Consider the following 20,558-nt stretch of genomic DNA (forward strand, 5'->3'; position numbering starts at 1 on the left):
CACCTCTCCACCGTCGGGACCTCGTGCTGCGAACGCACGGCGCCGCGCCGGGGTTCCGTGCCGTCACGTCGGGCGGTGACGGCCGGCCGCGTCAGAGCCGGTCCTTGGCCCGTCCGAGCACGGGGGTCCAGCCGGCCACGGTCCGGCCCGCCACGATCCGGCCGTCCACGAAGAACGGATCGGCGTCCAGGGTCGCCTCGACGTCCGCGGCGGTCTCGGCCTCGAACACGAGGAACGCGCCCTCGGCGTCGGTCGGGCCGGACAGGACGAGGGCGTCGCCCAGCGAGGCGAGCCACTCGCGGTGGGTCGGGCGGACGGCGTCCCGGGCGGAGACGTCCGGGGAGTAGGCGTAGGTCACGACGAAGAAGGACATGGCCCGGACGCTACCGGGGCGATCCTCGCCGGCGTCGCGGCGACGGTTCTCAACCGCGGCACGAAGAACCCGACGAGCGGTCCGACCCCCAGCGCGAACGCGACCGTGCCGACCCCGACGTTGCCGCCCAGGACCCAGCCGACCGCCAGGACCGACACCTCGACGACCGCGCGGGCGAGCCAGAGAGGCAGACCGGTCCGCCGGTGCAGGCCGGTCATCAGCCCGTCCCGCGGCCCCGGCCCGAAACCCGCCCCGAGGTAGAGCCCGCTCGCCACCGCCAGCAGCGCCAGACCGACCGCGAACAACGGGATCCGGACGAGCAGCGCGTGCGGCGCAGGGAGCAGGTCGACCGTCGCCTCGATCGCCGTCCCCACGAGCAGGACGTTCAGCACGGTCCCCACTCCTGGTCTTTGCCGCAACGGGATCCACAGCAGCAGCACGGCGAGGCCGATGAGGTTCGCGAGCCAGCCCAGACCCACCCCGGTGTGTCGCGAGACCCCCTGCGCGAAGACCGTCCACGGCCCGACCCCGATCCCGGCGAGGACCATCAATCCCTCGGCCACGCCGTAGAGGCCGAGGCCGACGAGGAGACGGGCGATGCGGGCACCGAGCACTGGACTTCTCACAGCACGGATTGGACCGCACTCCGCTTTCGCTTCGACAGTGCCAATCCGGCTACGGTGGACTGGTGCCTACCCTGTCCGCGTCCACCCTCGGCCACCTCCTCGGCGACTGGCGCGACACCGGCCCGGCCCTGCGGGCGCTCGCCGAGCGGATCCGGTTGCTGCTGCTGGACGGGCGCATCACCTCGGGCACCCGGTTGCCCGCCGAGCGTGAGCTCGCCGCCGCCCTCGCGCTCAGCCGGATGACCGTCGCCGCGGCCTACGCGCACCTGCGCGAGACCGGGTACGTCACCAGCGTGCGGGGTTCCGGCAGCGTGATCGCCCTCCCCGCCGTCACACCCCCCGGGGACGTCCGGCCCGCCCACGTCGAGATCGACCTGACCCGGGCGGCCCTGCCCGCCGCCCCCACCGTCCTCGACCTCTCCCGGCAGGCGGTCGAGGACCTGCCCCGGTACCTCTCCGGGGTCGGCTACGACCTCGTCGGCCTCCCGGAACTGCGCACGCAGCTCGCCCTCCGCTACACCGCGCGAGGTCTGGCGACGCGACCGGACGAGGTCCTCGTGACCCTCGGCGCCCAGCACGCCGTCGGCCTGCTGGCCCGTGCCCTGACCTCCCCGGGGGACCGGGTGCTCGTCGAGTCCCCGGGGTACCCGCACGCCCTGGACGCCGTCCGCGCCGTGGGTGGTCGTCCGGTCGCCGTTCCCGTGGCACCGACGACCGCGACGTCGGCGGGAGGCTGGGACCAGGAGTCGCTCGAGGAGGCCTTCGCGCGCACCCGGCCCGCGCTCGGGTACCTGATGCCGGGGTTCCACAACCCCACCGGCTCGGTGATGCCCGCCGCGCAGCGCCGGCGGGTCTGCGAACTCGCCCGCCGCTACGGGACCCGGCTCGTCGTCGACGAGACCACCAACGACCTCGCGATCGACGGGGAGGTCCCGCCCCCGTTCCCCTCCGACGTGATCCACGTCGGCTCGGCGGCCAAGACCCTCTGGGGTGGCCTGCGGATCGGCTGGATCCGCGCCGACGCCGCCACCGTCCGCCACCTCGCGGAACGTCGCTCCCCGTGGGAACTCGGGACCCCGGTCCTCGACCAGCTCGTCGTCGCCCGGGCCCTGCCGGACCTGGACGCGGTCCTGGCCGTACGAGGCGTCGAACTCCGGGCCCGCCGCGACGCCCTCCTCTCGGAGGTCGGCGACCGGTTGCCCGAGTGGGAACTCCCCGTCGTGCCGGGGGGCCTGGCGTTGTGGGTGCACCTCGGCCGGGCGCTCAGCTCGCCGTTGGCGGTGGCCGCGCGCCGCTACGGCGTGCACGTCACCGCGGGCCCGCGCTTCGGGGTGGACGGCGCGTTCGAGCGCTACCTGCGGCTGCCGTTCGGAGCCGATCCGGAGACCCTGCGCGAGGCGGTGGCCAGGCTCGCGCACGCCTGGCACGACGTCCGGGCGACGGCCCCCTCGCCGTCGCCCTTCGCCGTCCTCGTCTGACGACGTCCCGGCGGCGCGCCGACGATCAGAGGGAGCAGTCCTGTGAAGTTGCTTGCAGTGACGTTTGATCACCGTCAGACTGCTCGCAGGCCCATGGGGGTGGGCTCGAAGGACATCTTCTGGGGGGACATCTCATGATCCGCACGTTCACTGCCGCTGCCGTCGCGCTGCTGGCCGCACTCTCGGTCGGGGTCGCCGCACCGGCGTCCGCCTCAACCGCGCCACCGATCCGGCTCGCCGGATCGACGGTCCAGGTCTTCGGGCCTGAGACCCCGGTCTACCCGAGCTGCGAAGTCTTCTACTCCCCGCTCAGCGACTGCGGTTACGTCGACCTGCGACTGACCCTGACCGGATTCGACGCCTACGGCGGTGTGCGCGACGGACTCGGCTCGGTCGGGGACACCGGTTCCGCCTCCCTGCACGCCCTGATCACGTGCGGGACGTCCTCGCGGACCCACCTGGTGAAGACCCGGCTGGACATCCTGCCCGTGCTGCAGTACTCCGAGGTCAGCCGCACCACCCGGGTGGACTCGAACACCGCCGAACTGGTCGCCGAGTTCGAGCTCCCGACCCCCGCCGAGTACGGCGTCTGCGGAACCCAGTCGACGAACCTGCTGCGCGCCAAGGTCTTCGGAATCACCTTTGGTTACGACGGCGCCGCCGGAACCCCGTCGCACACCTACCGGATCCCCGGGATCTTCGGCTACGTGGCCTGAGGGACCTCAGCCCTTGACCGCCCCCGAGGCGAGGCCGGCGACGTAGAACCGTTGCAGGGCGACGTAGAGGATCACGCACGGGACCATCGCGACCACCGCACCCGCGACGAGGTACCCGAAGTTCACCGCGCCGTAGGCCCCGGCCTGCAGGTTCACCAGCGACAGCGGCAGCGTGTAGAGCTTGTCGTCGGTGAGGAACGTCAGGGCGCCGAGGAACTCCGTCCAGCTGGCCAGGAACGCGAACAGCGCACTCGTCGCCATCCCGGGGACGAGCATGGGCCGCAGCACCGACACCAGCGCGCGCATGGTCCCGGCGCCGTCGACGCGGGCGGAGTCCTCGATCTCGGCCGGGATGTTCTCGAACGCGTTCCGCATCACGAACACCCCGAACGGCAGGTTGACCGTCGAGTAGAACAGCACCAGACCCAGGCGGGAGTCCGTGAGACCCATGGCGTTCATCTGCAGGTAGAGCGGGGTGATGATGGCCTGGAAGGGCACCATCATCGTCACCACGATCAACCCGAACAGGACGTTGCGGCCGCGGAAGTGGAACCGGCCGAACCCGTAGCCGGCCAGCGTGGCCAGGACCGCGGTCAGCACCGCCGTGCAGACCGAGACGATCAGGCTGTTGGCGACGGCTCGGACGATGTCGGCGTCCCCGGTGAACAGCGCCTTGAAGTTCTCGGTCGTGAACTGCGTCAGGGCGGACAGCGTCGGGGTGGCCGAGACGATCGCGTCGTTGCTCTGGAACGACCGCAGGATCGACCACAGCAACGGCACGAGGAACACCAGGGCCGCGAGGGTTCCGCCGAGCCAGTACAGGGTGAGCTTCGTGCGGGTCTCGGCCCGCCCGTTCACCGGGGCCCGACCGGTCGAGCCGACCTTCAGCTCCCCACCGGGTTTCGTCGTGGTCAGGGTCGCCATCGTCAGGCCTTCTCTCGCAACAGGCGGAACTGGGCCGCGGTGACCAGGCCGATCACGACGACCAGGACGATCGACAGCGCCGACGCCGCGCCGAGCTGCAGCTGGACGAACCCGCGCTGGTAGACGTACATGACGACGCTCTGGGTGTCCGTCCCCGGGCCACCCCGGGTGAGGATGTAGAACTGGGTGAACGCCAGCAGGGATCCGATGACCGAGATCACCAGGCTCATCGCGATGGTCCGGCGCAGCATCGGGACGGTGATGTCCCGTTCCCGCTGCCACCAACTCGCTCCGTCCATCTCGGCCGACTCGTAGACGTCGCGCGGGATCCCCTGCATCCCGCCCATGAGCAGGACCATCGTGAGACCGGAGACGGCCCACACGATCATCACGCAGATCAGGCCCGTCGCGAGCGGGCCGTCGGCCAGCCACGCCGTCGTCCCGTCGGTGACCCCGAGGGCCTTGAGGACGATGTTCACCGCCCCCGAGCTCGGCTGCGCCTCGAGCACCATGAGGAAGCTCAGGGTCGTCAGGCCGATGACGTAGGGGATGAAGAAGACGGTGCGGAACACCGTCGAGAACCGGCGGTTGCTGCGCACCACGACGGCCAGGACGTACCCCAGCACGAGGATCGGGATCGTGACGATCGCGGTGTACAGGACGGTGTACCCGACGGACTTCCAGAACACCGGGTCCGAGGCCACGGCGGCGTAGTTGCCGAGACCGATGAAGTGGTAGGACCCGATCAGCGGCCAGTTCGTCAACGACATGTAGACCGCGAAGACGAGCGGCACCAGCACGAAGACGACGACGAACGCCAACGCCGGCAGGGTCAGCAGCACCCCGGTCAGGGGCGGGTGGGTGAGGGACTTCGGACGACGGTCGATCGGGGGTCTGGTCAGCGTGCTCACAATTGGGCCTGTTCCAGGATGCGGTCGAAGTCCTTCTGCCCCTGCGCCAGCGCTCCGTCGAGGTCGTCGTCGAAGACGGCCCGGCGGAAGGCGGCGATCCAGGGGGAGTCCTGCTGGTTGAAGAGCAGGTTGTAGGCGAGCGTCGTCGGCGCGTAGGCCCCGGCGATCCCGTCGAGCGGGGCGACGGCCAACGGGAACTGCTCCCGGTACTCCGGCGTCGCGGCGTCGGCACGCACCGGGATGTACCCGCCGGCGGGCAGGTTCTGCTGCTGCGGGACGTCGAGGGCGAACTTCGCGAACTCCCACGCCCCCGACGCGTTGGGCGCACCGCGCGGGATGCAGAGGTTGTCCCCGCCCGCGAACGTCGCTCGTCCGCCGTCCGGGCCGGGCAGCAGCACGACCCCGGTCTTGGCCTGCATCTCCGGGTCGGCGTTCAGGACGGCGACGGAGAAGTTGGCCGGGATCAGCCCGACCTTCCCGTCGCGGAAGTCGGCCCCCCAGCGGGAACCGTCGCCGGAGAAGTTGGCCTGCGGCATGAGCTTCTCCTTCCACATCGTCCGGTAGAAGTCGAAGGTCCGCCGGACCGCGTCGTTGTCCGCGATGGCCCCCTTCTGCGCCCCGACCTCACCGACGATGTTCGGTGCGTCGGCGGCCCAGATGTGGGGCTGGACGACGAAGCCGAGGATGCCCGCGGCGTTGGCGTCGATCGACCAGCCGTAGGTCCCGTCGCCGATCGCGCCGATCGCGCGGGCGGCCTCGAGCAACCCGTCGAGGTCCTGGGTCTGCTCCGCGGGGTCGAGTCCGACCTTCTCGAACAACTCGGTGTTGTAGAACAGCGCCGAGTTGTCCGCGATGTAGGGGACGCCGTAGTTCTTGTCGTCGCGCACAGCCAGGCGGAGCTGACCCGGGTTGAGCTGGTCGGCGAAGTCGAGCTGCTGGACCAGCGGGGTCAGGTCGGTGAACGAGTCGCGGTAGATGAACAACATCGAGTTGATGTCGTCGATGTCCACGATGTCCGGCACGTTGCCACCGCGGATCGCCGTGGCGAGCTTGGTGACGTACTGCCCGTCCAGGACCGGGGTGACCTCGACGGTCACCCGGTCCTGGGAGGCGTTGAACGCGTCGACGACCTGCCGCACGCCGACGACCGTCGCCGCCCGGCACCACAACCGCACGGTCCCGGTGGCGTTCTCACCGAAACCCGCGGCCGTCACGTCGGCCTCCGGCAGGGCGGACGCGCAGGCCGGCAAGAGGGTTGCCAGCGCTGCGAGTCCTCCCAGTCCGAGCACGTTCCTGCGGTGGAGCTCCATCGCACCTCCTCCAGGGTTCACGGGGTCAGGCCCGCGGGAACCAGACCCGCATGGCCCCGAGTTCACGGTTGGCCCACGCGTAGTACGGGATGGCCGGCACGAGGAGGGTCTCCTCGGCGGCTTCGGGGGCCGGGTCGTCCCCGGCCGGTCGGTAGAGCGGGCCGCTCGCCGCGGCGAGGGCCACGTGCACGGGCAGCTGGAGGACGGTGACGCCCTCCAGCAGGTCGGCGCGGTGCTCCGAACGCGCCCCGCGCAGCTCGGAGACGCGGACCCGCAGGTCGTCGGCGGGCAGGTCGGCCGGGAGGTCGGCCTGCTCGACGGCGTACACGAGGGGGCCGCGTTCGACGACGACGCAACCCCGCACGGCGTCGACGCGGGTGTCGGCCTCGACGACGCGGACCGTCATCGGGAGCACGAGTTCCACGACGTCGCCGACGGCGAACTCGCGACGGACGCGCAGGTACTCCCCCGCCGTGACGGCCACGTCGCCACCGTTGACCGTCGCGGTGGCACCCTCGGCCCAGGCCGGCACGCGCAGGGCGAGTTCGAACTCGCCCGGGGTCGCGGTGACCTCGACGCGGACGGTGCCGTCCCAGGGGTAGTCGGTGGTCACGGCCAGCGTGGCCCCGGCCGCCTCGATCGTGCCGGTCGTGAACTGGTGGACCTGCACGCCCTGGGCCGAACTGGTGGCGACGTAGGCGTCCAGGCTGGACAGCGTCCGCATGATGTTGGGCGGGCAGCACGCGCAGTCGAACCAGGCCCGGCGGCCGTGGGTCGCGCTGCGTTCCTCCTCGGCGTGCGCACCGTGGCGCAGCTGCAGCGCGTTGACGTAGAAGTACTCCGTCCCGGCGAGGGAGACGCCGGGCAGGAACGCGTTGTAGAGGGTCCGTTCGACGAGGTCGGCGTAGCGGGAGTCCCCCGTCGCCAGCAGCATCCGCCAGGTCCACTGGACGCTGCCGATGGCGGCGCAGGTCTCGGCGTAGGCGCGGTCGGGGCTGAGCTCGTGGTGGTCGCCGAACTGCTCCCAGTCCCAGCGGGAACCGATGCCACCGGTGACGTAGGTCTTGGAGGCGAGCATGCCCTCCCACTGCCGCGTGAGGGCGGCGAGCAACCCGGCGTCGGAGGTCTCGGCCGCCACGTCGGCGGCACCGGCGGTGAAGTACACGGCGCGGACGGAGTGACCCTCGGGCGAGGTCTGCTCGCGCACGGGGACGCGGTCGGAGAAGTACGTGGGTTCCTTGCCGTGCAGCCGCTCGATGATCCCGGTGCCGCGGGCGTCGACGAACCAGGTGGCGAGGTCGAGGTACTCGTGCTTCCCCGTCTCGCGGAAGAGTTCGACCAGGCCCATCTCGACGACGGGGTGACCGTCGACCTCTTCCGTCTTCCCGGCGCCGAAGGTGACGACGAGGTGGTCGGCCAGCTTCACGGCGACGTCGAGCAGGCGGGTCTCGCCGGTGCCGCGGTGGACGGCGACGGCGGCCTGGAAGAGGTGTCCGGCGCAGTAGTGCTCGTGGCTCCAGGGCAGGTCGACGTAGCGCTCGCCCTTCCCGCGGACCTGCTGGACGGAGTCGAGGTAGCCGTCCTCGGCCTGCGCGGCGGCGACGACGTCGCTGACCTCGCGGATCCAGGCGAGGATCTGCTCGTCCGCGCCGCGCCCGTGCTCCCACCCGGCGGCCTCGAGCCACTTGTAGACGTCGGAGTCCATGAAGATCGGGCCCTTGACCTCGCCCTGCTCCGTCCCCGCGGCGATCCGCAGGTTGCGCAGGTTGCCGGCCGTCTCGAGCTTCTCGTAGCCCGTGCGGATGGCCTGACGGCGGTTGGCCTCCTGGCGTTCGAACCAGAAGCCGCTGGTGATGCGGGAGGCACCGAGCGGGACGGGGTGCAGGACGACAGCGGCGTCGGCCGTCGGCGCGGCGGGGGCGCCGGCGGTGCTGTTCACGGTCAGGTCGGGCCCAGCGGTCGTGCTGGTCATCAGCTCTCCATCGAGTCTCGGAAACGCCGGAACACGTTTTCTGCGGCCACCGTAGAACGCCGCACTGCCGTCGTCAAGGGACCTGTAGTCTGCTGCGACTCACAGGGATCGGAGGGCGAGCGATGACGGAAAGCACCGTTCCGGCTCGGATCGTCGACGTCGCCGCGCTCGCCGGTGTCTCCGCGGGGACGGCGTCCAAGGCCCTCAACGGCACCGGGCAACTGCGCGACGAGACGCGCGAACGGGTCCGCCGGGCCGCCGAGCAGCTCGGCTTCACCCCCGACTCCCTCGGGCGCGGTCTGTCCTCCGGGCGCAGCTACACCGTGGGGCTGATCACCACCGACAGCTTCGGCCGCTTCTCCATCCCCATCCTGCTGGGTGCGGAGAACGCCCTCGGGGCGGGCGAGATGAGCGTGCTGCTCTGCGACAGCCGGGACGACCCGCTGCGCGAGCAGCACTACCTGCGGACGCTGCTGGCCCGCCGGGTCGACGGGATCATCGTCACCGGCCGCCGCACCGAGTCCCGGGCCCCCATCGCGATCCCCGGTCACGTCCCGGTCGTCTACGCCTTCACCCCCTCCCAGGACCCCCGGGACACCTCGCTGACCATCGACCAGAGCGGCGGGGCCGCCGCCGCCGTCCGCCACGTCCTCGACCTCGGACGTCGCCGCATCGCCCACGTCACCGGTCCCGAGGACCACCACGCGGCCCGGGTCCGGCGCGCGGCCGCGGAGGAGACCGCCGGGGACGCCCTCGTCGGGCCGACCCTGCACGGCGACTGGAGCGAACGGTGGGGCCGCCTCGCCGCGGACCTGCTGCTGCGCAAGCACCCCGACCTCGACGCCATCACCTGCGGCAGCGACCAGATCGCCCGCGGCATCTGCGACGGCCTGCGCGACGCGGGCCGGACGGTGCCCGGGGACGTCGCCGTCGTGGGCTTCGACGACTGGGACGTCATCGCCCTGGCCGCCCGTCCCCCGCTGACGACGGTCAACCTCGGGCTGGAGGCGCTGGGCCGCCGTGCGGGCGAACTGCTGCTCGACGCCGTCGCCGGCACCACCTCCCCGGGCTCGACGACGATGCCCACCCGCCTCGTCGTCCGCCAGTCCACCGTGCCCGCCTGAGGGCCGTCCGGGGCGCGCCGGGAATGCGCAGCCCCTAGGTTGTCGCTGCACCGTCGGGTGCTCACGGTGGGTGCCCGTTCTCAGGAGGACAGCTCAGCCATGCGACGCAGGACCCTCGGCACCATCAGCGCACTCGCCCTCGCGGGCCTCCTGGCCGCGTGCGGAGGCGGCGACACCGCGGGCTCCACCGACGACTCGCTGAGCTTCGGAACGGAAGGCACCTACGCCCCCTTCAGCTTCCACGACGAGAAGACCAACCAGCTCACCGGCTACGACGTCGAGGTCGCCCAGGCCGTCGGGAAGCAGCTCGGGCGCAAGGTCGAGTTCTCGGAGAACAACTTCGACTCCCTCTTCGCCGGCATGGAGGCCAAGCGCTACGACGGTGTGGCCAACCAGGTGTCCATCACCGACGCGCGGAAGGCGAAGTACGCCTTCTCCACCCCCTACACGGTGTCCACGGGCGTCGTGGTGACCCGCGCGGACGACACCTCGGTGACCTCGCTGGCCGACATCTCCGGCAAGACCTCGGCGCAGTCCACGACGAGCAACTGGGCCCAGACCGCGACCGACGCCGGCGCGAAGGTCGAGGCCGTCGAAGGTCTGACCCAGGCCATGACCCTGCTCAAGCAGGGCCGGGTGGACGTCACCGTCAACGACCAGCTCGCCGTCCTCGACTACCTCAAGACCTCCGGGGACACCGGGGTGAAGATCGCCGCGAAGACCGACGACCAGACCGAGCAGGCCTTCGTCTTCCGCAAGGACGAGGCCGACACCGCCCAGCAGGTCAGCGACGCGCTGGCCAAGCTGAAGGCCGACGGCACCCTGGCCACCATCTCGCAGAAGTGGTTCGGCCAGGACGTCTCCGGCCCGGCCGCCGGCTGAGACCGGACGGGACGAGGGAGGGCACCACGTGGACCAGAGCACCCTGGAACTGGTGAAGGACTCCCTCGTCCCGCTCGCGAGCGGGCTGTTCAGGGGGACGATCCCCCTCACCCTGGCCAGCTTCCCGATCGGCCTCGTGCTCGCGCTGGTCGTGGCCCTCATGCGGCTGTCCAGCGTCCGCGTCCTGCAGGGGATCGCGCGCTTCTACGTGTCGGTCATCCGCGGGACGCCGCTGCTGCTGCAGCTCTTCCTCATCTACTACGCGCTGCCGTCGTTCGGCCTGACGATCGACCCGTTCCCCAGCGCGGTCATCGCCTTCAGCCTCAACGTCGGCGGCTACGCCTCCGAGGTCATCCGCGCTGCGATCCTCTCCGTCCCCCGGGGCCAGACCGAGGCCGCGCTCACCATCGGCATGAGCTACCCGACGACGATGCGGCGCATCGTGCTCCCGCAGGCCACCCGGGTCGCGGTGCCGCCGCTGTCGAACACCCTCATCTCCCTGGTCAAGGACACCTCGCTGGCCTCGGCGATCCAGGCGACCGAGCTCCTGCGCAAGGCCCAGGAGCTCGCGGCGCCCACCTTCGAGTTCTTCACGCTCTACGGTCTTGCGGCCCTCTACTACTGGGTGGTCTGCCTCGCCCTGTCCTTCGGCCAGACCCGCGTGGAGACGCGCCTGAACCGCTACGTGGCGAGGTGAACGTGGACCTGCTGGAAGTTCGCGGACTGCACAAGTCCTTCGGCGACCACCACGTGCTGCGCGGGATCGACGCCCACGTCGCCCCGGGTTCCGTGACGGTTCTCATCGGTCCCTCGGGTTCGGGCAAGACCACCGTGCTGCGTTCCCTCAACGCGCTCGAGGTGCCCGACGCGGGGACCGTGCGCATCGGCGACGTCAGCGTGGAGTTCTCCCCCGCGTTGCGCGGGCGGGCGTTGCAGCGGGCCACGACGCGGTTGCGCGCCCAGAGCGGCATGGTCTTCCAGAGCCACAACCTGTTCCCGCACCTGTCGGTGCTGCAGAACGTCATCGAGGGCCCGGTCCTGGTCCAGCGCCGCCCGCCGGAGGAGGCCCGGGCCGAGGGTCTCGCCCTGCTGGAACGCGTCGGCCTGTCCGAGAAGGCCGACCAGCACCCCTACCAGTTGTCGGGTGGTCAGCAGCAGCGCGTCGGGATCGCCCGGGCGCTGGCGATCCGGCCGCAGGTCGTGCTCTTCGACGAACCCACGTCCGCGCTCGACCCGGAACTCGTCGGCGAGGTGCTGGCCGTCATGAAGGACCTGGCCGGTGAGGGCTGGACGATGGTCGTCGTCACCCACGAGATGCGGTTCGCGTCCCAGGTGGCCGACCAGGTGCTGTTCCTCGACGGTGGCGTCATCGTCGAACAGGGCCCCCCGTCGGCGGTCCTGGAGAACCCTCGCGAGGACCGCACCCGCCGGTTCCTGCAACGCCTGATCAACCCGATCTGAGGATCAGGCCCAGCCCAGCAGGCCCTTGATGTCGGCGGCGCTCAGGTCGAAGACGTCGCTCCTCGGGCGGGGACCACCGCTACCGACGACCTCGACCGTCTCGGCGGCCGGGGTGATCTTCCAGACCTCGCGAACGGCTCGACCCAGGTACCAGGGAACCTTCTCTTCCGTGTCATCGCCTGGAGAGACCATCTCGACGACGACGTCGACGGTGGGGACGTACAACCCCAACTGGTCAGCGGCGAGCCCAGTAGCGATCCACCCCATGTCCGGGATCCGGTAGTCGAGCTCCGTCCCGAGGTTGAACTCGCCCAGGGTGATGAGCCCCCGTTCCTCCGCCCGCTCGTAGAGACGCGCTCCCAAGCGGTGGGACAACGCGCCGTGGGAGGCGCGAGCGTGCGGTACCACGTGGTAGACCCCGTTCCAGACCTCGTCGCGTGTGTCCAGGCCGAGACGGCGACGTTCGGCGATCCACGGGTCCAGCGCGTCGCCGTGGACGACGTACGTGGTGGTGCTCACGGTCTGCCTCCTCCGTCCCGGCTGCCTGTCCTCAGGATGCCACGGACACTAGGGTCGGAACGTGGCGTCCCCGCAGATCGTCCTCGAACTCGCCGGCCGCGAGGTCACGGTCACGAACCCGGACAAGGTGGTCTTCCCGCAGACCGGGACGACGAAGCTCGACCTGATCCGCTACTACCTCTCCGTCGCCGACGGCGCGCTGCGGGGCGTCCGCGGACGGCCGATGGTCCTCAAGCGGTTCGTGAAGGGCATCGAGGCCGAGGCGGTGTTCCAGAAGCGGGCGCCGGAGAAGCGTCCCGACTGGATCGAGGTCGCGGAACTGCACTACGCGCGGGGGACCTCCGCGGCCGAGACGGTCGTGCGGGACGAGGCGTCCCTGGCCTGGGTCGTCAACCTCGGTTGTCTGGACCTCAACCCGCACCCCGTGCTCGCCGAGGACCTCGACCACCCGGTGGAACTGCGCATCGACCTCGACCCGATGCCCGGCGTCGACTGGCACCAGATCGTCGACGTCGCGTTCGTCGCGCGTGAGGTGCTGGCCGACCACGGGTTGACCGCGTGGCCCAAGACGTCGGGGTCCCGGGGTTTCCACGTCTACGCCCCGATCGATCCCGTGTGGTCCTACCCGCAGGTGCGGCTCGCGGCCGAGACGGTGGCCCGCGAGGTCGAGAACCGGGCCGGCGGACTGGCGACGAGCCGGTGGTGGAAGGAGGAACGCGGTGAGGGCGTCTTCGTCGACTTCAACCAGAACGCCAAGGACCGCACGGTCGCCTCGGCGTACTCCGTCCGCGCCCTCCCGGACGGCCGGGTATCGATCCCGCTGAGCTGGGACGAGGTGCGCGACGTGCGCCCCGAGGACCACACCGTCCTCACGGTGCCGCGGCGCGTCGCGGACCTCGGCGGTGATCCGTGGGCCGGCATGGACGGGGTCGGGGGTTCCCTGGAGGGGCTGCTCGACCTCGCCGACCGGCTGGGTCCGGCGGAGAAGGCCCCCAAGGGCACGGGATCCCGGACCAAGACGATGCCGCTCATCGAGATCGCCCGCGCGCGGACGAGACCCGAGGTCCTCGCCGGGCTGGAGGCGTGGAAGGCCAGGCACCCCGACGTCGTGCCGATGCTCACCGAGTCCGACGTCCTGCTCGACGGGATGCGCGGCAGCAGTTCCCTCTGGTACCGGGTCCGGGTGAACCTGCAGCACGTCCCCGAGGCGGACCGTCCGGAACAGGCCGAGCTCGAGGTCGACTACGACCCGTGGGCGAAGTACCGCGGCGGGCAGTCCCGCCGCTGACGGTCAGGCGGACCCGCGGCGGGTGAAGACGTGCTCGACCCAGCGGACCTCGGGTTCCGCGGGGTGGTGGGGGTCGAGGGCGGCGACGGCGAGGTCGACGGCGAGCCGGGCGACCTCGGCCATGTCGACGGCGAGCGTCGTGAGCTGCGGGGTCATGAACGTGCCCAGGGACAGCCCGTCGATCCCCACGACCCGGACCTCGTCCGGCACCGAGATGCCCTGCTCGGTGAACGTCGCCAGCGCACCGACGGCGAGGATGTCGTTCCACGCGAACACCGCGTCGGGCAACCCACCGGCGATGAGCTCACGCGCCGCCCACCGGCCGGCCTCCACGTCCTGGGCCCCGGCGAAGACGAACCGCACGTCCATCCCCTCGGCCCGCAACGCGGAGGCGATGATCGCGGCGCGGGTGCTGACCTCGCGCTCGCGGTCACCGTCGACGACGGCGACGTCGCGGACGCCGACCGCGGCGAGGTGGGCCGCGGCCTCCCGCAGCGCCGGCCGCGGGTCGAGCGAGACACCACTGGTGGTGGGCAGCAACCCCGCCGCCGGCGGGTCGATGCTGACGACGGTCATCCCGGCCAGGGCGTCGGCCCACACGTCGCTGTCCCCCAGGTAGCCGAGGACGGCGTCGACCTGGCTGGCCAGGTCCCCGAGGACGCGGTCCCGGTCCGTGGCGTGGACCGTGTCGACGAGCACGACGTTCCAGCCCAGCTCCCCCGCGTAGCGGACGGTCGCCGCCGCGAACTCGGGGTAGTAGGGGTTGGTCAGGTCGGAGACGACGAGACCGAGCGTGTCGTGGGTGGCCCGGGCCAGACCGCGCCCGAACCGCGACGGCCGGTAGTGCAGTTCCTTGGCCGCCGCCAGGACGCGGGCCTTGGTGACCTGGCTGATCCCGTCCATGGCGTTCATGGCCCGGGTGACGGTCTGGCGCGACACCCCCGCCGCCTGCGCGACGTCCTCGATCGTCGCCGAGGCCCGCCGGGCACGCCGCACGACGCGCTCGTCCTGTCCAGCGCTCACAGAAACTCCCCAGTCCGGTCCCGGATGTCCGGTACGCATCATCGCGTGCCTTGACAGTCACCACCCGCGGTGGCACCGTCCTATCACTCCGTGAGCGCTCACGACAGCGACCACGGAGTTCACGGCCGAAGGTCTCGACGAAGAGAGTGGGCTGGTTGGATTGTCGTTGTCGTCATCCGCTCCGGGCGCGGTTCCCGGACGCCACAGCGCCCCGGGTTTGTCCCGGCGCCGCGTGCTGCAGGGCGGCCTGGCCGCCGCCGCGGGGATCCCGCTGACCGCGTCCCTCGCGGGGTGCGGGTCCGGGACCTCCATCTCCAGCAACCCGAACGAACTGGTGCTCTGGTACTGGAACCGCTCGATCTCCCCCACCCTCCTCGCGACGGCGGCGAAGGGGATCCCGGGGACGGACCGGAAGCTGCGGGCGGACGTCCTGGGCGGGGCGTTCGACACCAAGTTGCGGACCAGCTTCGCCGCCCAGGCCTACATCCCCGACCTCACGGCCGTGAACTCCAACGCCGCGCTGTACTTCCCCAGCGAGGACCAGTTCTTCAACCTCGACGACTACGGGGCCCAGGACTACAAGGACGACTACTACGACTGGAAGTGGAACCTCGGCCGCACCCCCTCGGGCCGCTTCCTCTTCTTCCCGATGGACACCGGCCCGACCGGGTTCTTCTACCGGGCCGACCTCTTCGCCGCCGCCGGCCTGCCCTCCGAACCCGACGACGTCAGCGCCGCCGTGCGGACCTGGGAGGACTGGATCGCGCTCGGGGCGAAACTGCGCGAGACCAGCGACGTCGCCCTCGCCACCAACGCGGTCATGGTCTTCAACCAGTACGTCAACGCCTCGCCGCAGCGGTACTTCGACTCCGACGACAAACCCCTCTTCCACTCCTCCGACTCCGCGATCAGGAAGGCGTGGGACACGGCCGTCGCCGCCATCGCCGCGAAGGTCACGCGCAACCTGCAGCTGGACACCGAGCAGAACGCCGCCTGGAACAGCGGCAAGCTCGGCGCGAACATCGAGGGCGCCTGGTGGATGAAGGTCCTCTCCGACACCGCCCCCCAGACCTCGGGGAACTGGCGCATCGCGCAGCAGCCCGGCGACCCCGGCAACAGCGGCGGGTCCTTCCTGGCCGTCCCCAAGTCCTGCAAGGACCCCGCGGCCGCCCTCGACTTCGCCCGTTGGCTGACGACCCCGGAGAACCAGGCGCAGTCCTACAACGAGATCCAGCTGTTCCCCTCCGCGCCTGCGGCGTTCGAGCTGGGCACCATGGCGGACGCCGGCGGCTTCTACGGCGACCAGGACCCGCTGGAGTTCTTCAGCACCGCCGCGCAGAAGGTGCCGACCACGTTCATCAGCACCTACGAGAACCTCACGACGTCCTTCACCGACCAGCTGCGCGTGGTGGAGTCCGCCGGGAAGAACCCCGACGACGCCTGGGGCGACGCCGTGGCCGCCATCGACAAGCTGCTCAAGAAGCGAGGTGTCCTCTGATGGCCGTCACCCTGCCGACCGGTACGTCGACCGGTTCCCGGAACCGTCCCGACGGCGTCACCGTCGCCCGTCGCGGGCTGCGCTCCTGGTGGCCGCAGTACCTCGCGATCACCCCGTTCTACGTGATCTTCCTGGTCTTCGGCCTGCTGCCGATCCTGTTCTCCATCTACCTGTCGTTCACCGACTGGGACGGGATCAGCCAGATCAAGTTCGTCGGCCTCCAGCAGTACAACTACCTGATCCACGACACCCGGTTCTGGAACGCCGTGGGGAACACCCTCGTCATCTGGGTCATCTCCACCGTCCCGATGCTGTTCATCGCGCTGGTGATGGCGTTCCTGCTGCACCAGAACATCCGCCTCAAGGGCTTCTACCGGGTCGCGTTCTTCGTCCCCAACGTCACGAGCATGGTCGCCATGGCGATCGTCTTCGGATCGGTGTTCTCCGACAGCTTCGGCATCGTCAACTCGGCCCTCACGGCCCTGGGCCTGCCGACGGTGGCGTGGTTGTCCACCGGGTGGGGCATCAAGGTGACGCTGGCGATGCTCGTCATCTGGCGCTGGACCGGGTACAACGCGATCCTCTACCTGGCTGCGCTGCAGGCCGTCCCCAGCGACCTCTACGACGCCGCGAAGGTCGACGGCGCCGGGTTCTGGCGCACGTTCTTCTCGGTGACGATCCCGATGCTGCGACCGGTGATCCTCTTCACCGTCATCACCTCGACCATCGGCGGGCTGGGACTGTTCACCGAACCCCAGATCCTCTTCGGCGCGGCCAACGGCAACGGCACCGTCGGCGGGGTCGACGAGGCCGGCATGACGATCGTCCTCTACCAGTACAACCAGGCGTTCTCCCAGCTCGACTTCGGCTACGGGTCGGCCATCGCGTGGGCGCTGTTCATCCTCGCGGCCGTGTTCGCGATCATCAACTGGCGACTGCTGCGGGACCGGGACACCATCCCCGCCCCCAAGCGCACGAGGAAGGCGGGACGATGAGCGCACCCGAACTGGTCCGGTCCGGCTCCACGCGCGGGCGCGGTCGCCACGGCGACACCCTCGTCGTCCAGAAACCGCGTCGCAGCCGTCAGTGGGTCATGGGTCGCGTCGTCACCCACGGCTGCATCCTCATCGGGGTCGTCTTCGCCCTGTTCCCGTTCTACTGGCTGCTCGTCATGTCGACCAGCACCACGGCGCAGATCTTCGGGTACCCGCCCCGGCTCATCCCCAGCACGCACCTGCTGGAGAACCTGCGCAACGTCGTCACGAGCGTGGACCTGCCGAGCTCGCTGCTGAACTCGTTCGTCGTCTCCGGGTCGCTCGCGGTCCTCGTCGTGCTCTTCGACTCCCTCGCCGCGTTCGCCTTCGCGAAGTTCCGCTTCCCCGGTCGCAACGCGCTGTTCACGGTCCTGCTGGCGACCTTCCTCGTCCCGGGCAACCTCTCCCTCGTCCCGAGCTTCATCCTGATGTCGAAGCTCGGCTGGGTCGGTGACCTCCAGGCCCTCATCGTCCCCGGCATCGCCAACGCCTTCGGGATCTTCCTGCTGCGCCAGTTCGCCACCGCCTCGATCCCGGACGAGCTCGTCGAGGCGGCGACCCTGGACGGTGCCGGGTTCTTCCGCACCTGGTGGTCGGTCGCCATCCCGATGCTGCGCGGTGGTCTCGCGTTCCTCGGGATCTTCACCTTCGTGACGGCCTGGAACGACTACGTCTGGCCGCTGGTCGTCCTGGTGAACCCGCAGCGACAGACCCTGCAGACGGCCCTGGCGCAGTTGAACTCGGTCTACACGACCGACTACGGGATGATCATGGCCGGCGCCGTGGTCAGCGTGGTCCCCCTCATCGGGATCTTCCTGATCGGCTCGCGGCACTTCATCGCCAACATCGCGGCCGGAGCGCTCAAGGGCTGAGCCGCTCCCACCGCAGGACGTCCACGTCGTAGAGTCCGCGACGTGGACGTCCTGCGTTACGCCGCCTTCACCACGGACCCGGCCGGGGGGAACCCCGCGGGGATCGTCCTCGACGCCGTCGACGCGACCGCCGGGGAGATGCTCGCCGTCGCCGCGGACGTGGGCTACGCCGAGACCGCCTTCGTCGTCGACACCGCGCACGGCGCGGAACGGCGGTTCGGGCTGCGCTACTTCTCCCCGCACGCAGAGGTCCCCTTCTGCGGGCACGCGACCGTCGCGACGGCCGTCGCCCTCGCCGAACGCCTCGGGGAGGGACCCTTCACCTTCCGGACCCCGGTCGGGCTCGTGGCCCTGGAGACCAACCTCACCGACGGCGTGGCCACCGCGTCGTTCACCAGCGTCGAACCCGCGGTGGAGGAACTGCCGGACGCGACGCTCCGCGAGGTCCTCGACCTGCTGGGGCTCCAGCGGTCCGACCTCGACGCGGACCACCCGCCGCGCCTCGCGGCTGCCGGGAACCCGCACCCGGTCCTGGTGCTGCGGGACGGTCCGACGTTCGACGGTTTCCGGTTCGACCCCGCACGGGCCCGGCAGGTGCTGGACGCGCACGGCTGGCCGGCCACCGTCAGCGTCCTGCACCGCCGCGAACCCGGGGTGTTCGAGGCCCGGAACCTCTTCCCCGTCGGCGACATCACCGAGGACCCGGCGACCGGTTCCGCCGCGGCCGCGTTCGGGGGCTACCTGCGCGAACTGCGCCTGGTGGACCCACCGGCCCGGGTGACCGTCCTGCAGGGCCGGCACGTGGGCCGTCCCGGCGTCCTCACGGTCGACGTCCCCGCACGGGGCGGCATCGTCGTCACGGGTTCCGCGGTCCCGATCGCGTGACGCGAGGGCACCCGCCGGACCTCGTCGCCTAGCGGGTCACGACGCAGTTGCGCCCCGCCGCCTTCGCGGCGTAGAGGCGCGCGTCGGCCGCGGACAGCAGCGACGCCTTGTCCCCCGCGGGATCCAGGGTGGCGACCCCGGCGCTGACGGTGATGCCCCGCCGGGGGGTGACCGCGGACCAGTCGTACCCCGCGACCGTCCGCCGGACCCACTCGGCCGCACGGGCGGCGAACCCCTCGTCGTCGCTCGCCAGGACGAGCACGAACTCCTCGCCCCCCAGGCGCGCCGCGAAGGAGTCCGGGAACCGCACCACGGCGTCGGCCAGGATGCCGGCGAAGACGCAGAGGACCTGGTCCCCCACCTCGTGGGAGAACGTGTCGTTGACCGTCTTGAAGTGGTCGAGGTCGAGCAGGACCGCGCTCACGAGCCGACCGCCCACCTGGAACCCCGTGATGAGTTCCGGGAGCCGTTCGTCGACGAAGAGCCGGTTGCCCAGCCCTGTCAGCGGATCGCGCCGGGCCTCCTCGCGGTAGCGGGCGGCCTCCTCCCGGGCGACGTCGGTCTCGAACATCGCCTGCCGGGCCCGGGCCTGCGCCTCGCGCTGCTCCGACAACAACTCCTTGTCGGCCGCGTGGAAGGCCTTGTGGGTCTCGAAGGCCGCACGCAGGTCGCCGAGGGCGGCGAACACCTCGGCCTGTTCCTCGAGGATCTGGGTGCGGACGTCGGCGAACCCCACCCCCGTGCAGGCGGCCCGGGCCTCCTGGAGGGTCTGCGAGGCCGCGGCGGCGTCCCCGAGGACCCGCTGGGCGACCGCGAGGGTCAGCAGGTAGACGGGGAGGTCGTCGGCGTTCTTGATCTCCATCGCCGAGCTCGTCCGGACCGCGGCCCGGGCGACCTCCTGGGCCGTGGTCGCGTCCCCGCAGAGCAGGTGGATGCGCGCGACGGTGTCGAGGGTGTTCGCGTTCAGCGGGCGGTCGTAGCGCCGGCTGAGCTCCTTGAGCAGGGCGAGTTCCCGTCGGGCGGCCGCCACGTCACCGCGTTCGAGTTCGCAGTAGGCGCGGTTGTTCACGACCAGCAGGTGGAGCTGTGCGTCACCGAGGGCGAGTTCCTCGGCGCGGCGGTACCAGGACCGGGAGTCCTCGTGCGCCCCGAGTTCGTCCAGGAGGTCCGCGACCTTGATGAGGACCCGCGTCCGGACGCGCTGCGGGACGTCGTCGTCGAAGGCCGCCGCCGCGTCCAGGGCGTGCTCGAGCGCCGTCGGCCGGTCGCCGATGTCGGTGAAGGAGCGGGCGAGGACCCAGCTGGCCCGCACCCGGAGTTCACTCGTGAGGTCGGGGTGCTCGCGCCGCACCGCGGCGACGGCGGCCGCCGCGGCAGCACCGTCACCGTCACGCTGCAGGGCCTCGGCCTCCCAGACGCGGGCACAGGCCAGGGCCCCGCGCGCGCCCAGGTCCCAGGCCCGCCCGGCGAGGGAGCGGGCCACCCGGGCGCCCTCCGCGGGGTCCATGCCCACCAGGTCGTCGAGCTCGTCGAGCTCGCGGCGCAACTGCTGCACGGGGTCGAGCGAGACGTCGCGCACCGCCACGCCCGCACCACCCGTCCTTCGACTCACCGGGGCCCGTCGCGACCCCGCCGTGAGGGATCGGCACCGGGCGGCCGCGG

At 71.1% G+C, this 20,558-nt stretch carries 20 protein-coding genes; 11 read left to right on the top strand and 9 right to left on the bottom strand.

Features of this window, described 5'->3' with window-relative positions:
• Positions 1-91: 91 nt before the first annotated feature.
• A complete protein-coding gene (locus tag ACFQ46_RS23760) occupies positions 92-373 on the bottom strand; it encodes a YciI family protein (protein WP_380262758.1) in 282 nt (93 codons plus the stop codon).
• Positions 355-999, bottom strand: a complete 645-nt coding sequence (locus ACFQ46_RS23765) for a YitT family protein (protein ID WP_380262760.1) — start codon at positions 997-999, stop codon at positions 355-357. Before ACFQ46_RS23765 ends, ACFQ46_RS23760 begins: the two co-directional genes overlap by 19 nt.
• Positions 1,000-1,061: 62 nt before the next feature.
• Here ACFQ46_RS23765 and ACFQ46_RS23770 point away from each other — a divergent pair, with 62 nt between their 5' ends.
• Together ACFQ46_RS23770 and ACFQ46_RS23775 are read left to right on the top strand one after the other, a co-directional pair.
• On the top strand, positions 1,062-2,477 hold the full coding sequence (locus tag ACFQ46_RS23770; protein ID WP_380262762.1) for a PLP-dependent aminotransferase family protein: 1,416 nt from the start codon (positions 1,062-1,064) through the stop codon (positions 2,475-2,477).
• A gap of 134 nt (positions 2,478-2,611) precedes the next feature.
• Positions 2,612-3,193 (top strand): hypothetical protein, encoded by a 582-nt coding sequence (locus tag ACFQ46_RS23775; protein WP_380262764.1) that lies wholly within the window; start codon positions 2,612-2,614, stop codon positions 3,191-3,193.
• A gap of 6 nt (positions 3,194-3,199) precedes the next feature.
• Here ACFQ46_RS23775 and ACFQ46_RS23780 read toward each other — a convergent pair whose 3' ends face one another.
• The 4 genes from ACFQ46_RS23780 to ACFQ46_RS23795 are packed head-to-tail and all read right to left on the bottom strand — an operon-like array spanning position 3,200 to position 8,310.
• Positions 3,200-4,117 (bottom strand): carbohydrate ABC transporter permease, encoded by a 918-nt coding sequence (locus ACFQ46_RS23780; protein ID WP_380262766.1) that lies wholly within the window; start codon positions 4,115-4,117, stop codon positions 3,200-3,202.
• Positions 4,118-4,119: 2 nt separating this feature from the next.
• On the bottom strand, positions 4,120-5,028 hold the full coding sequence (locus ACFQ46_RS23785; RefSeq protein ID WP_380262768.1) for a carbohydrate ABC transporter permease: 909 nt from the start codon (positions 5,026-5,028) through the stop codon (positions 4,120-4,122).
• Complete coding sequence (locus ACFQ46_RS23790; protein ID WP_380262770.1) at positions 5,025-6,338, bottom strand: ABC transporter substrate-binding protein; 1,314 nt, start codon at positions 6,336-6,338, stop codon at positions 5,025-5,027. The genes ACFQ46_RS23785 and ACFQ46_RS23790 overlap by 4 nt, the downstream gene beginning before the upstream one ends.
• 25 nt (positions 6,339-6,363) lie before the next feature.
• Positions 6,364-8,310 carry a glycoside hydrolase family 127 protein gene (locus ACFQ46_RS23795; protein WP_380262772.1) on the bottom strand — a complete coding sequence of 649 codons (1,947 nt, stop codon included), beginning with the start codon at positions 8,308-8,310 and terminating at the stop codon, positions 6,364-6,366.
• Positions 8,311-8,432: 122 nt separating this feature from the next.
• Between ACFQ46_RS23795 and ACFQ46_RS23800 the strand changes: the two genes are divergently transcribed.
• The 4 genes from ACFQ46_RS23800 (at position 8,433) to ACFQ46_RS23815 (ending at position 11,777) form a co-directional block, all read left to right on the top strand.
• Entirely contained in the window at positions 8,433-9,434 is a 1,002-nt protein-coding gene (locus tag ACFQ46_RS23800) for a LacI family DNA-binding transcriptional regulator (protein WP_380262774.1), read from the top strand.
• Positions 9,435-9,533: 99 nt separating this feature from the next.
• Positions 9,534-10,316: a transporter substrate-binding domain-containing protein gene (locus ACFQ46_RS23805; RefSeq protein WP_380262776.1), complete on the top strand. Its 783-nt coding sequence runs from the start codon at positions 9,534-9,536 to the stop codon at positions 10,314-10,316.
• A 28-nt stretch (positions 10,317-10,344) separates the two neighbouring features.
• Positions 10,345-11,013 (top strand): amino acid ABC transporter permease, encoded by a 669-nt coding sequence (locus ACFQ46_RS23810; RefSeq protein WP_380262778.1) that lies wholly within the window; start codon positions 10,345-10,347, stop codon positions 11,011-11,013.
• Positions 11,010-11,777, top strand: coding sequence for an amino acid ABC transporter ATP-binding protein (locus ACFQ46_RS23815; RefSeq protein ID WP_380262780.1), 768 nt, complete (start codon positions 11,010-11,012; stop codon positions 11,775-11,777). The genes ACFQ46_RS23810 and ACFQ46_RS23815 overlap by 4 nt, the downstream gene beginning before the upstream one ends.
• A 3-nt stretch (positions 11,778-11,780) precedes the next feature.
• Here the strand turns inward: ACFQ46_RS23815 and ACFQ46_RS23820 are convergent, their stop codons facing one another.
• Complete coding sequence (locus tag ACFQ46_RS23820) at positions 11,781-12,296, bottom strand: Uma2 family endonuclease (RefSeq protein ID WP_380262782.1); 516 nt, start codon at positions 12,294-12,296, stop codon at positions 11,781-11,783.
• Between the two features lie 61 nt (positions 12,297-12,357).
• Between ACFQ46_RS23820 and ACFQ46_RS23825 the strand changes: the two genes are divergently transcribed.
• Complete coding sequence (locus ACFQ46_RS23825) at positions 12,358-13,584, top strand: DNA polymerase domain-containing protein (RefSeq protein WP_380262784.1); 1,227 nt, start codon at positions 12,358-12,360, stop codon at positions 13,582-13,584.
• A 3-nt stretch (positions 13,585-13,587) separates the two neighbouring features.
• Here the strand turns inward: ACFQ46_RS23825 and ACFQ46_RS23830 are convergent, their stop codons facing one another.
• Positions 13,588-14,607, bottom strand: a complete 1,020-nt coding sequence (locus ACFQ46_RS23830; RefSeq protein ID WP_380262786.1) for a LacI family DNA-binding transcriptional regulator — start codon at positions 14,605-14,607, stop codon at positions 13,588-13,590.
• A 217-nt stretch (positions 14,608-14,824) separates the two neighbouring features.
• Here ACFQ46_RS23830 and ACFQ46_RS23835 point away from each other — a divergent pair, with 217 nt between their 5' ends.
• The 4 genes from ACFQ46_RS23835 to ACFQ46_RS23850 are packed head-to-tail and all read left to right on the top strand — an operon-like array spanning position 14,825 to position 18,896.
• Positions 14,825-16,105, top strand: coding sequence for an ABC transporter substrate-binding protein (locus tag ACFQ46_RS23835; protein ID WP_380262788.1), 1,281 nt, complete (start codon positions 14,825-14,827; stop codon positions 16,103-16,105).
• Complete coding sequence (locus ACFQ46_RS23840; RefSeq protein WP_380262790.1) at positions 16,105-17,100, top strand: carbohydrate ABC transporter permease; 996 nt, start codon at positions 16,105-16,107, stop codon at positions 17,098-17,100. The genes ACFQ46_RS23835 and ACFQ46_RS23840 overlap by 1 nt, the downstream gene beginning before the upstream one ends.
• On the top strand, positions 17,097-18,011 hold the full coding sequence (locus ACFQ46_RS23845; protein WP_380262792.1) for a carbohydrate ABC transporter permease: 915 nt from the start codon (positions 17,097-17,099) through the stop codon (positions 18,009-18,011). The genes ACFQ46_RS23840 and ACFQ46_RS23845 overlap by 4 nt, the downstream gene beginning before the upstream one ends.
• 42 nt (positions 18,012-18,053) lie before the next feature.
• Positions 18,054-18,896 (top strand): PhzF family phenazine biosynthesis protein, encoded by an 843-nt coding sequence (locus tag ACFQ46_RS23850; protein WP_380262794.1) that lies wholly within the window; start codon positions 18,054-18,056, stop codon positions 18,894-18,896.
• A 28-nt stretch (positions 18,897-18,924) separates the two neighbouring features.
• On the opposite strand, the gene ACFQ46_RS23855 is transcribed toward ACFQ46_RS23850, so the two are convergent.
• Positions 18,925-20,481: a diguanylate cyclase gene (locus ACFQ46_RS23855; protein ID WP_380262796.1), complete on the bottom strand. Its 1,557-nt coding sequence runs from the start codon at positions 20,479-20,481 to the stop codon at positions 18,925-18,927.
• Between the last annotated feature and the right edge of the window lie 77 nt (positions 20,482-20,558).

This window comes from Kineococcus sp. GCM10028916 (assembly GCF_042674865.1).
In the GTDB taxonomy this organism is placed as follows: domain Bacteria; phylum Actinomycetota; class Actinomycetes; order Actinomycetales; family Kineococcaceae; genus Kineococcus.

Coding starts and splice junctions, on each gene's coding strand:
- ACFQ46_RS23780 (WP_380262766.1), bottom strand. CDS start 4,117: ATGGCGACCCTGACCACGACGAAACCCGGTGGGGAGCTGAAGGTCGGC.
- ACFQ46_RS23800 (WP_380262774.1), top strand. CDS start 8,433: ATGACGGAAAGCACCGTTCCGGCTCGGATCGTCGACGTCGCCGCGCTC.
- ACFQ46_RS23840 (WP_380262790.1), top strand. CDS start 16,105: ATGGCCGTCACCCTGCCGACCGGTACGTCGACCGGTTCCCGGAACCGT.
- ACFQ46_RS23805 (WP_380262776.1), top strand. CDS start 9,534: ATGCGACGCAGGACCCTCGGCACCATCAGCGCACTCGCCCTCGCGGGC.
- ACFQ46_RS23795 (WP_380262772.1), bottom strand. CDS start 8,310: ATGACCAGCACGACCGCTGGGCCCGACCTGACCGTGAACAGCACCGCC.
- ACFQ46_RS23790 (WP_380262770.1), bottom strand. CDS start 6,338: ATGGAGCTCCACCGCAGGAACGTGCTCGGACTGGGAGGACTCGCAGCG.
- ACFQ46_RS23760 (WP_380262758.1), bottom strand. CDS start 373: ATGTCCTTCTTCGTCGTGACCTACGCCTACTCCCCGGACGTCTCCGCC.
- ACFQ46_RS23775 (WP_380262764.1), top strand. CDS start 2,612: ATGATCCGCACGTTCACTGCCGCTGCCGTCGCGCTGCTGGCCGCACTC.
- ACFQ46_RS23845 (WP_380262792.1), top strand. CDS start 17,097: ATGAGCGCACCCGAACTGGTCCGGTCCGGCTCCACGCGCGGGCGCGGT.